Below are 9120 nucleotides of genomic sequence, written 5' to 3'. Positions count from 1 at the left end.
AGGGTCTCTGATGGGCAAGTACCTCGGCCGCATGCCCGTCCGTATGCTGTCCGACCGGCTGATCAAGCCGACCGAGTACACCAAGTGGCGGCACGCCGAACAGCGGTTCGCGCGGCGCAACGAGGACCGGAAGATCATGGCCCAGCTCAAGGAGGCAATCCTCAGGGACGGGTTGCGCGAGCCGATCGAACTCGGGATCTCGGAGCGCTACCCGACCGACGTGTACGTCGCCGACGGGCACCACCGGGCCGTCGCCCTCATGCAGCTCGGGGCCGACGAGTTTCCCTTCCACTGGTACTGGATCAACAACCGTGGCGTCCTCTGGGAGACCGGCCCGTTCCCGTTCCACACCCTCGGTCTGTAAGTGGACGAGACCGTCACAGCACGGCGGAGCCCCGGACCGCCCGGTCCGGGGCTTCCGCCGTGGGTACCGCCCGTGCCACCCAGCCACGGCCGATCGTGTCTGTGGGCCGGGTCGTCGGCGTCGCACCCAGCAAGCGGCACAGCCGGTCCAGAGCGTCCTGGCATGAGTCCCGGGTGGTGCCGCGCACCATGTAGCTGACGTCGGGTTCCATGATGGCAGTCTGGCGTGCGGCACCCGGCGGCCGGGCGGGAATCCGGGAAGCCGCTACGGACGCCACTCCGGGAGGGCTGTCACGCGGACTCCTCGGGGGCTCCGGGCTTAGACCAAGGGCCAGCAGTTGGGCGGTCGGGGAGCTTGGCACCGGTCTCGTGGTTGTACCAGCGGAGGAACTGGCGCAGCACCTTCGACATGTCCGCCTCGGGGTCGGGGCTTGCTTCGACTGCGTCACCGAAGCGTTGCCACAGGTCAGTTGGTGCGCGGAATTTCCTGAGCCCGGTGGGCCCTTTGGTCACTGCCATGCGGCCTCCTTGTGGGTTCGTCTGTGGCCACGCGAATCTTCTCACGGGACTTGTCGTGTGGCCACGGTGTGGCTACAGTTGACCTATCGCCAAGAGGGCCAACAGGGGAGACAGAAATGACCGTCATGGACCTGTACGTCGTCGCCTACGTCATCGCCGGCCCTGTAACCGCCGAGACCGACCCCAAGCGCCTTGCCGTCGTGAACGCCGCCGAGGCCGCCCAGCAGTACGCGACCGCCACGCTCGCCGCCAAGGTCCGCCGCGCGCTCGGCTGGCGCTCCACCCGCATCCTCGATGGGGAGACCGCCACCAGCGTGAGCGTCTGGTCCCAGCACGAGCTGAACGCCGTGTACGAGCGCGTCGGTGGCGTCGTCACCACCCGCACTGTGCAGCGCGCCTACTCCGGCGGAGCTTTCCCTGCGGTCGAGATCACGATCACCGCCCACCTGGCGGGCATCGGCACCGTCCAGATCGTCACCGACTGGGACGAGGACAGCGGCGGCCACGACCTGCCCGTCATGCGCGCCATCGTCGACCTTGCCGCCTGACAGCCCGAGGCCCGGCCCTGGCCGGCTGGGCCCACCGAACGACCGCACACCGCATCCAGGGGGATCCGATGCTCCGCTCCAGCCGTACCCGTCGCGCCACCATTCGCCACATCGCCCGCACCCACCAGGCCGCCCGCACCGTCATCCGGGCGCTTGCCTACCGGTGCCGCTCCGGACCGATTGCTGCCGCCGTCGAAGCAGGCCGGCTCATCCGCACCGGCGATCTGCTGGACAGGCTCGGCGCCGACGGCCTCAAGGACGGGCAGCGCTCCTGGTACGGACGGCACGTCGCCAAGGCGTACCGGGCCATGCACCTCGGCTCCGACGCCGTCCGCGTCTGGGCGCAGCACCGGACGACGGGCCGCTGGATCCACGTACACGTGTACCGACCGGCTGACCCCGCGCTCTACGCCGCGCTCGGCAGCTACAAGGCCACGAAGCACCTCGTCGCCGCCGACTTCGGGAGGTGCGCATAGACCAACTTCACGGCGCAGCAGACGACCGCCACCCGTATCGGCCAGGGAGCCCCCGTGATCACCACCGACCTCCGCGACGACCTCGACACCATCACCCGCGAGATCACCGCCCTCACCGGCCGCGTCGAGATCGGCTACTTCTACAGCCCCGAGGACCAGCACAACACCTGGTCCAGGCTGGACAACCTGCGTCCCCGCGCCCAGCACCTCGCCGACCAGATCGCCGCCGAGGACAGGGAGATCCAGCGTCTCGCCGACGCGATCAGCGCCACCGGCGACCTCTGCCTCGGGTTCATCGGCTACGTCATCTTCGGGCCGGCCGTCCTGCCCGCCCCCACGCTCTACCGGGTCCAGGTCATCGAGCGGCAGGGCGGATGGGTCGTCCCGAGCAGCGTGCGCCGCGGAGTGACGGCCGAACAGATCATCGAGACGCAGCGGGAAATCCTCACCGGGGTCATGGCCTACGGCGGTCACGCCAGCGTGTGGGGCCGCGCGATCCGCGACTACCGCATCCAGATCACCGCGTACTGACCGCACTGCCCACCCGCCCCGTCCGGGGCGGGCCCTGACCCCGCTTGAGGAGCACCCCATGAAGATCGGCCCGCGCACGGGCGAGATGGAGAACCACTTTCAGCACTTCTGGACCCGGGAGATCAACGGAGTCCCGTACTTCTTCATCCACGTAAAGATCTCGATCCTCCGTCAGCCGCACCTGCTGGTCTCCCGGATGGACACGCACGAGCTGGTCCGCTGCTCCTGCCCCCGCCCCGACTGCCCGTTCGCCTGACACCCCCGGGGGCCAGCGACCGCTGGCCCCACCCTGTCCCGGAAGGAACCCGATGTCCCGACACACGGACCGTATCCGCCGTGAGGCGATGGAGCAGTACGGCGCCAAGCCCGCCAGCGCCGTGGAGGCTCTCGCGCACGTGCTGAAGGTGTACGCCGACGAGCCGGACTCCCGCCTCATGGTCGAGGCGACGAACGGCATCTACGGCGACGGTGTCCGTACCGGACTGACCATGGGCGACCTGCGTGCTCTCGCGGCCCGTCTGGGCGCCTGAACCGCTACGGAGGCCCGCATGCTGAACCCGATGGTCCGCTGGGAGCCCGGCGTGCTGGTCCGCTACCACGGCTCGCTGAGTGACCTGCACGGCCTGTACGAGGCGCACCCGTGTGGATGTCTGCGTCACGCCGACGAGCCGACCAGCGTCAACTTTCAGCTCGCCACCGACGACGGAACGGTCGTCGCGACCTGCATCCGCCCCGCATCTGTCACCCCGGAAGGACCCCGATGACCAGCCAGAACCCCGCCAGCGAGCCGTTGACGCCGGAGTTGTACGCCCGGATCCACGGCCTGCCGCAGCCGTCCGCCCGCGCCCGCCTGGCCGGGATGTTCACGCCTTCACCGGACGCCGGCCGTACCGAGTTCGAGCGGCGTGTGGACGTCGTCGTCGCCGAGGCGACCGCCGCGCTCCAGGCCCGGGTCGCCGAGTTGGAGGCGAGGGACCCCGCCGCCGTCTGGCTCAACTCGCCGACGGTCTGCACGAACTGCGAGTACGAGCAGGTGCGCTGCAGCACGTGTGGTTTCGACATGTACGAGCCGCCCCTGTCGTACCCCGGGTCCTGACACACCCCCTGGGGCCGTCGATCCGACGACCCCCTTCTTGAGGAGCATCATGACGAACACCCCACTGACCCCGCGCGCAGCTCTGATCCGTCTTCGGCAGTATGGGGAGCGCACGTCGACCTGGTCGACCGCGACGTACAACGGCGGCACGGAGAAGGCGCTGCACGAGATCGCGCTCACGCTCGCCGCCGAGGTCGAGCGACTGGAGGCGGACCGCGACGCGTTCCGTGACCAGCGCAACGGCGTCTTCGCGACGACCGAGCAGTTGCACGCCAGGGTCGACGAGAAGGATCAGGCGCGGCTCCAGGCGGAGAACGAGACGCGGACGTTGACGCGAGAGGCGGAGCGGTTGAAGGCCCGGATCGCCGAGTTGGAGACGCCGGCTCCCGCCGTCGAGATCCCTGTCTGGCTCGGCACCCCGGTCGTCCGCCCGCACTGCACCTGCGAGCAGACCCACTGCAACACGTGCCACTTCGACATGTACGACCCGCCCCTGCCGGAGGTCACCCCGTGACCGTCCGCCACCGATCCCGCGACCAACGACAGGAGCCCTGATGTCCGACACCAGTGAGAGCCCCGAGAGCCGGAAGGCCGAGCGTCTCCAGCAGCGGGCCGACCGACTGACAGAGACCGCCGATCAGGCCAGTGAGCGGGCGTCCGCCATGTACGGGCGGTTCGCCGGCGGGCAGCCGCTCCTCCGAGGCCACCACTCCTACCGGTCCGCGCGCCGGGACAAGAACCGCGCCGACGCCGCCTCCGACCGGGCCATCGACGCCTACAAGGCCGCCGAGCAGGCACAGGACAAAGCCAAGTGGGCGAAGGCGCACGCCGCCGCCAAGGCCGAGATTGCTGCGGTCACCAGCACCCGCGAACGCCCGTGGGGGCAGAGCGATTTCCAGGTCGGCGACATCGTCGCCGTGCGGGTCTTCGAGACCGGAACCAGCACCTACAGGGTCAAGCGCGTCAACAAGAAGACGCTCACCCTTGATGGTGGTGGAGGCGGCTGGGACGACCCCAAGCGTGAGTACAGCCGCGTCTTGTCCCGCACCCGTAGCGGCGTCACCATCACCAATCCGGCCGACGGAGACACCACATGATCTGCGAAGACCGTTTCCTCATCTCCCGCAAGCCCTACGCGGTCGCCCTCCACAGCTTTCGCACGGACGACTGCTGGTCGTACATCGACGCGGTGTGGTTCCGCAGGACCAAGACGACGCCCGTCGCCTGTATCGGAGAACTGCGCACGATCCAACGCCCCGTACCGGCCAACGCGGAGGGTTTCCTCCAGCGCTACTCCGACGGCCGGTACGGCGGCGACTGCCGTGGTCGATGGGACGGCACCTCGTACTGGGGGAACGTCCCGCTCGAACAGCAGGAACGTCACCTGGGGATCCTGCGGCCGATGCTCGCCAACTATCCGGCGATCCCGCCTGGGTACGACGGTTGGTGGACTTTTCAGGTGGGCCCTCGATGACCGTCCTCCGCCGGTCCCTGCCGTCGCCGTTCGGCTGCCGCTGGTGCGGCATCGCCCGCAGAAGCCACGGCCGCCAGTGGATCGCGTCCCAAGGCTGGCACGCCTGGGAGCAGCCCACGAACGCGCAGATCCTCGCCCGCATGCGAGCACGACGAGCCGCCCCGAAGGAGTCCTGACCCATGGGTATCAAGACTTGGAAGCCGATCACCGAGCCGGACGCGTTCGAGGACCCCCGAGTCCGATGGAACAGGGCCCACACCGTCAACGTGCCCGAGGATCTCTTCGCGCCCGCTGTGCCCGACGAGACACTCGCCGACGTGCTCGCCGTCATCGCGTTCACCCCGCACCACACGTACCGAATCCCCACTCAACACCCCGACCGGCAGCAACTCCTCACGAACCCCGAGTTCGGCGCTGTGGTCCAGACCCGCATGTCCGCGATGGACGCCTACACCGCACTGGCATACGCCGGACGATTCACCTGGCCCCTGCGCAACGTACAACCCGCCCACCAACTGGCCCCGCTCGCCCCACCGCCGCTTCCTGCCTGGGAGGAGACTCCCGACGAGGTGGCCCAGGCCGACAACCGGTACTGGGACGACCGCGACCACGAGACCGAGGAGTAGACCATGGAGCCGTACCGAGACCCCGACTGCACCTGCGGCTGGAGCCCCGCCCAAGGCCGTATCTGGTGCACGAACTGCCGCATCAGCGGACCGCTGCCCGGCAGCCTGGCCGACCCCGACGGCGAGACGCGCCGGCACGACCCGGCCGTCCTGCGGGAAGCCGCCGCCCAGCTCGCCGCGCGCGTCCCGCCCGCCACTGCGGGCCCCTACACGAAGCACGACCGTCAGCGCCTCATCCAGGCCGACAATCTCCGAGGGCTGGCCGAACGGCTTGAGCACGACAACGACATCGAGGAGTAGACCATGGCCGCCCGAGACGACCTGATCCGCTACGCCGCATCCACCCGCACCGTGACCGCCGATGGACTCGCCCCGTACATCGCCCGTGTCGAGCTGCAGGCTGCCGCGCATTCGCGGGCCGAAGCCGCTGACCGCGCTACCGAGAACCGAGAGCTGCGCCTCAACGCGATGCGCGCCGTCGACCTCATCGCCGCAGGGCAGACGGCGCAGGCAGTGTCCCTGCTGCGGTCCATCGCCCGATCCGTTACCACCTGACCCTGGCCGCCGTGTGCACGGTACGGCGGCCCACCAACCCGAGAGAAGGAATTGCCATGCGCGAGATTCGCCGCTACGACGTCGACTGGACCGACGAGAACAACCGCGACCGCGACTACCAGATCACGGCCATCACCCCCGGCCGAATCCAAGTCACCACCGAGGGTGTCCCTTACGGACTCATCCCCGACGCCGCCGCCCGCGTCGGCATCAGCCACGCCAACGAGAACTGAGGACACCATGACAGCACCCCGCTACCCCCTTCTCGTAACCCTCCCCGGAGGGCGGGTACAGCACGCCGCGAAATGGCACCCCGACGGACGCCACGTCCAGACCCTGTGCCGGAAACGAGGCATCCCGAGCAGCGACGGAGACGGCCTCCCGTACTGCCGGGCATGCGCCGCCAAGCCCAACCCCATCAGCAGCCAGCAGTCCCGGTGACCAGCAAGCCCATCTCAGCGCGCCACGCCCGCGCCATCATCGAAGCCGCCGAGCTGGTCAAGGCCCCCGACTGGCCGGACACCCGCCGCTGGCACGTCGTCTCCGGCGGTGACGTACTCGTCGTCATCGAACCCTCCTACCGGGGCGCCTCGCGGTCTGGACGCAACGGATGGACCTGGTGGATCGCCAGCCACGCCCGCACTCACAACCGCCCCGAACCCACCCGCGAAAAAGCCGCCGTTGCCGGGCTCGGCGCATGGCAGCGATCGGTCACCCGCAAGGAGCAACCATGACTGTCAAGCCGTACTGCACCGGCGACCGGTGCGCCGACTGCGAACCGCCCGGCCCGAACGAAGTCCACGGCGAAGACGACTGCTGCGAGGCCACCTGCGGCTGCTGCCCCCGCGTCAACGCGCACGGGCACTGCTTCCTCTACCCCGGCTCCGAGGAGAACTCCCAGTACTGCGACCAGCACGGCGAAGGCTCGCTCAACCCTCGCAGCCCCGAAGTCGAACGCAAGTACCAGATCCTCCGGGAGCCTAACGAAAGTCCTGCGTCACATCCGCCCGCTTGTACCCCATAACTAAGGAGAGGGAGGCCCGCAAAGGGCCCAACCACCCTCGTCTCGCCTGTGTAGCGACACCAGCCCCCGACCGGCATGGTCGGGGGCTTCGACGTGCATCAGGAGACCAAATGATCGCCACGCTCGTAGCCGCATCACCCACCATCCTCGCCCTCCTCGCCGGGACGGCCGGACTACTCATCACCTGCACAACCATTGCCGTCATCGTCATCACCCGAACTGCTCTCCAGACAGCCGACACCAGCGACGTACCAGCCGTTGTCCGAACCATCTGCCGCGCTATCGAAGCCCTGCGCCGCGGGCGACGAGACTGAACAACCGGGGCACCGCCGTGGCCCTGCCCGCATCGACCGGGGCAGGGCCACACGCATGCCCCCTGCGCCGTCCGCCGCCGTTGTCAACCCCCGTGATGCACCATTGGCTCAGTAGTGCCCCCGTTTCTCGTACCACCGCCGAGGAGCCGCACCATGCACGAGCCTGCCACGGACGCCGACGGCTACATCTGGCCGACCTGCGTCGCCTGCCCACGCCAACTTTGGACCGCAGAAGTCGGACGGCAAGCCTGCCGGCCGTGCGAGGAGAAGACCGCGGCGCGCATAGTCGAACTCCCCGCCCTGTTCCGCCAGCTCGACACGACCGCAGTGTTGATGCGTGGGGCGCGCCGTCCGGGTGCCGGTTCGTCGGGGTCGAAGACGCCGCCGATCCCGCCGCGCCTTGAAGTTCTGGCGCTCGTCGGGCCGGGCGGGATGGCGGCCAGGCTGTCGGCGATCGAGGATGCGTGGCGGCAGGAGCTGGGCTGGACCGTCGCCCCGTGGCGCGGCAGTCCCCGTCAGGCCGTGCCGCAGCATGTCGAGTTCCTCGGCAACAACCTCCTGTGGGCGTGCTCCAGTTACGAGTCGGTGGCCGACGACATTGAGGAGATTCGTCGGCTGCACGGCGAGTGCGCGGCGATCGTCCGCCAAGAGCGGCGCCCCGGCCGCGTCAAGATCGGCCACTGCCCGGAGCGCGTTGGCGACGAATGGTGCTGGACGCCACTCACCGCCACCGCCGCCAGCCACCGCGTCCGTTGCGGAGGCTGCGGCAGCCGGTGGGAGACTCTGGGGGAGTGGAGGGAACTCAGGGCCGCACAGGAACGCGTGGCCGATGAGCAGCAGAGGCAGAAATGGCTGGCGGCGTGAGTCGAATTGAACTCAGAGCGGAACAGTTCACGAGCATGCGCCGTGCTCTCGCCCAGCGGGAGCACGAGATCATCGAGCAGGTGCTTCAGCAACCCGACTATCCGCCACTCCCGCCCTGTCCGAGGTGTCGCGCGCCCGTTGAGGCGATGGATTCGATGATGGAGCCGCCGCAGTTCGCGGTGATCGAGCAGGCGTTCCTGATCAACCTGAAGCCGTGCGGCCACAAGTTCCGGGCCGCAGTCGACCTTGACGAGCTGATGTGAGCGCGTTCCTGACCCAAGATTGCTACTTCGGCAACAGGGCTTGCCATCTGCTCAGCCCCGAGCGTATGGTGTGCTCAACTTGATCTAGCTGTGTTTGAGGGCCGCCACCGTGCGGCCCTCCCGCATATCCAGGGGTGAACGAATGCCCCCGCAACTCGTCCCCGAAGACCTCGCCGTCTACTGGACCGGCCGCCCCGCCACCACCATCCGGCGGTGGGCCACCGAAGGCCGGCTCACCCGGCACCACAACCCGCAACGGCGCAACGGCGTCCTCTACGACCTCGCCGAACTCCCCGAAGCGGAACGCGACAAGGACACCCGCGAACTCCTCGCCCCCGCCCCCACGCCGCCAGTCATCGAGACCACCCCCTTACTGGCTGCCTGATCTCCTGCGCGCGGTGGTCGAGCGCAGGCCGGCCCTTGTAGCGCCCCCAGCGCTCGGGCCACATGTCCGCCCGGCCCAAGTG

General features: G+C 68.9%; 23 protein-coding genes. 21 read left to right on the top strand and 2 right to left on the bottom strand.

The window, feature by feature from the left end; translation table 11 throughout:
• The first annotated feature begins 31 nt into the window (after positions 1-31).
• Complete coding sequence (locus ACIQ7D_RS17805; protein WP_403938493.1) at positions 32-364, top strand: ParB N-terminal domain-containing protein; 333 nt, start codon at positions 32-34, stop codon at positions 362-364.
• Between the two features lie 13 nt (positions 365-377).
• Here ACIQ7D_RS17805 and ACIQ7D_RS17800 read toward each other — a convergent pair whose 3' ends face one another.
• A complete protein-coding gene (locus tag ACIQ7D_RS17800) occupies positions 378-575 on the bottom strand; it encodes a hypothetical protein (protein WP_403938491.1) in 198 nt (65 codons plus the stop codon).
• A gap of 79 nt (positions 576-654) precedes the next feature.
• The gene (locus ACIQ7D_RS17795) at positions 655-882 is read right to left on the bottom strand and encodes a hypothetical protein (protein ID WP_403938489.1); all 228 of its coding nucleotides are present in this window, start codon (positions 880-882) and stop codon (positions 655-657) included.
• Between the two features lie 116 nt (positions 883-998).
• Here ACIQ7D_RS17795 and ACIQ7D_RS17790 point away from each other — a divergent pair, with 116 nt between their 5' ends.
• From ACIQ7D_RS17790 to ACIQ7D_RS17695, 20 genes are all read left to right on the top strand, one after another.
• The gene (locus ACIQ7D_RS17790; protein ID WP_403938487.1) at positions 999-1430 is read left to right on the top strand and encodes a hypothetical protein; all 432 of its coding nucleotides are present in this window, start codon (positions 999-1001) and stop codon (positions 1428-1430) included.
• 68 nt (positions 1431-1498) lie between these two features.
• Complete coding sequence (locus ACIQ7D_RS17785; protein ID WP_403938485.1) at positions 1499-1906, top strand: hypothetical protein; 408 nt, start codon at positions 1499-1501, stop codon at positions 1904-1906.
• A gap of 54 nt (positions 1907-1960) precedes the next feature.
• The gene (locus ACIQ7D_RS17780; protein ID WP_403938484.1) at positions 1961-2437 is read left to right on the top strand and encodes a hypothetical protein; all 477 of its coding nucleotides are present in this window, start codon (positions 1961-1963) and stop codon (positions 2435-2437) included.
• A gap of 58 nt (positions 2438-2495) precedes the next feature.
• Positions 2496-2693, top strand: coding sequence for a hypothetical protein (locus ACIQ7D_RS17775; protein ID WP_403938482.1), 198 nt, complete (start codon positions 2496-2498; stop codon positions 2691-2693).
• Positions 2694-2745: 52 nt separating this feature from the next.
• Positions 2746-2967: a hypothetical protein gene (locus ACIQ7D_RS17770; protein ID WP_403938480.1), complete on the top strand. Its 222-nt coding sequence runs from the start codon at positions 2746-2748 to the stop codon at positions 2965-2967.
• Positions 2968-2985: 18 nt separating this feature from the next.
• Positions 2986-3201 (top strand): hypothetical protein, encoded by a 216-nt coding sequence (locus tag ACIQ7D_RS17765; RefSeq protein WP_403938479.1) that lies wholly within the window; start codon positions 2986-2988, stop codon positions 3199-3201.
• Positions 3198-3533, top strand: coding sequence for a hypothetical protein (locus ACIQ7D_RS17760; RefSeq protein ID WP_403938477.1), 336 nt, complete (start codon positions 3198-3200; stop codon positions 3531-3533). Before ACIQ7D_RS17765 ends, ACIQ7D_RS17760 begins: the two co-directional genes overlap by 4 nt.
• A gap of 49 nt (positions 3534-3582) precedes the next feature.
• Entirely contained in the window at positions 3583-4047 is a 465-nt protein-coding gene (locus ACIQ7D_RS17755) for a hypothetical protein (RefSeq protein ID WP_403938475.1), read from the top strand.
• 40 nt (positions 4048-4087) lie between these two features.
• Positions 4088-4630 carry a DUF3560 domain-containing protein gene (locus ACIQ7D_RS17750; RefSeq protein ID WP_403938473.1) on the top strand — a complete coding sequence of 181 codons (543 nt, stop codon included), beginning with the start codon at positions 4088-4090 and terminating at the stop codon, positions 4628-4630.
• A complete protein-coding gene (locus ACIQ7D_RS17745) occupies positions 4627-5007 on the top strand; it encodes a hypothetical protein (RefSeq protein WP_403938472.1) in 381 nt (126 codons plus the stop codon). The genes ACIQ7D_RS17750 and ACIQ7D_RS17745 overlap by 4 nt, the downstream gene beginning before the upstream one ends.
• Positions 5004-5183: a hypothetical protein gene (locus ACIQ7D_RS17740; protein ID WP_403938470.1), complete on the top strand. Its 180-nt coding sequence runs from the start codon at positions 5004-5006 to the stop codon at positions 5181-5183. The genes ACIQ7D_RS17745 and ACIQ7D_RS17740 overlap by 4 nt, the downstream gene beginning before the upstream one ends.
• Before the next feature lie 3 nt (positions 5184-5186).
• Entirely contained in the window at positions 5187-5633 is a 447-nt protein-coding gene (locus ACIQ7D_RS17735) for a DUF5131 family protein (protein WP_403938468.1), read from the top strand.
• A 3-nt stretch (positions 5634-5636) separates the two neighbouring features.
• Positions 5637-5933 (top strand): hypothetical protein, encoded by a 297-nt coding sequence (locus ACIQ7D_RS17730; protein WP_403938466.1) that lies wholly within the window; start codon positions 5637-5639, stop codon positions 5931-5933.
• 3 nt (positions 5934-5936) lie between these two features.
• Complete coding sequence (locus ACIQ7D_RS17725) at positions 5937-6188, top strand: hypothetical protein (RefSeq protein WP_403938464.1); 252 nt, start codon at positions 5937-5939, stop codon at positions 6186-6188.
• Positions 6189-6244: 56 nt separating this feature from the next.
• On the top strand, positions 6245-6421 hold the full coding sequence (locus ACIQ7D_RS17720) for a hypothetical protein (protein ID WP_403938463.1): 177 nt from the start codon (positions 6245-6247) through the stop codon (positions 6419-6421).
• Positions 6422-6625: 204 nt separating this feature from the next.
• The gene (locus tag ACIQ7D_RS17715; RefSeq protein ID WP_403938461.1) at positions 6626-6922 is read left to right on the top strand and encodes a hypothetical protein; all 297 of its coding nucleotides are present in this window, start codon (positions 6626-6628) and stop codon (positions 6920-6922) included.
• A gap of 400 nt (positions 6923-7322) precedes the next feature.
• Complete coding sequence (locus ACIQ7D_RS17710; protein WP_403938459.1) at positions 7323-7526, top strand: hypothetical protein; 204 nt, start codon at positions 7323-7325, stop codon at positions 7524-7526.
• Between the two features lie 153 nt (positions 7527-7679).
• Positions 7680-8390 carry a hypothetical protein gene (locus tag ACIQ7D_RS17705; RefSeq protein ID WP_403938457.1) on the top strand — a complete coding sequence of 237 codons (711 nt, stop codon included), beginning with the start codon at positions 7680-7682 and terminating at the stop codon, positions 8388-8390.
• Between the two features lie 35 nt (positions 8391-8425).
• The gene (locus tag ACIQ7D_RS17700) at positions 8426-8653 is read left to right on the top strand and encodes a hypothetical protein (protein WP_403938455.1); all 228 of its coding nucleotides are present in this window, start codon (positions 8426-8428) and stop codon (positions 8651-8653) included.
• Positions 8654-8795: 142 nt separating this feature from the next.
• Positions 8796-9038 carry a DNA-binding protein gene (locus tag ACIQ7D_RS17695; RefSeq protein ID WP_403938453.1) on the top strand — a complete coding sequence of 81 codons (243 nt, stop codon included), beginning with the start codon at positions 8796-8798 and terminating at the stop codon, positions 9036-9038.
• Positions 9039-9120 lie beyond the last annotated feature (82 nt).

The organism is Streptomyces sp. NPDC096310 (assembly GCF_044763125.1).
GTDB lineage: Bacteria > Actinomycetota > Actinomycetes > Streptomycetales > Streptomycetaceae > Streptomyces.
The sequence above is the reverse complement of the archived record's forward strand: the minus strand, read 5'-3'. Positions and strand labels throughout refer to the sequence as shown.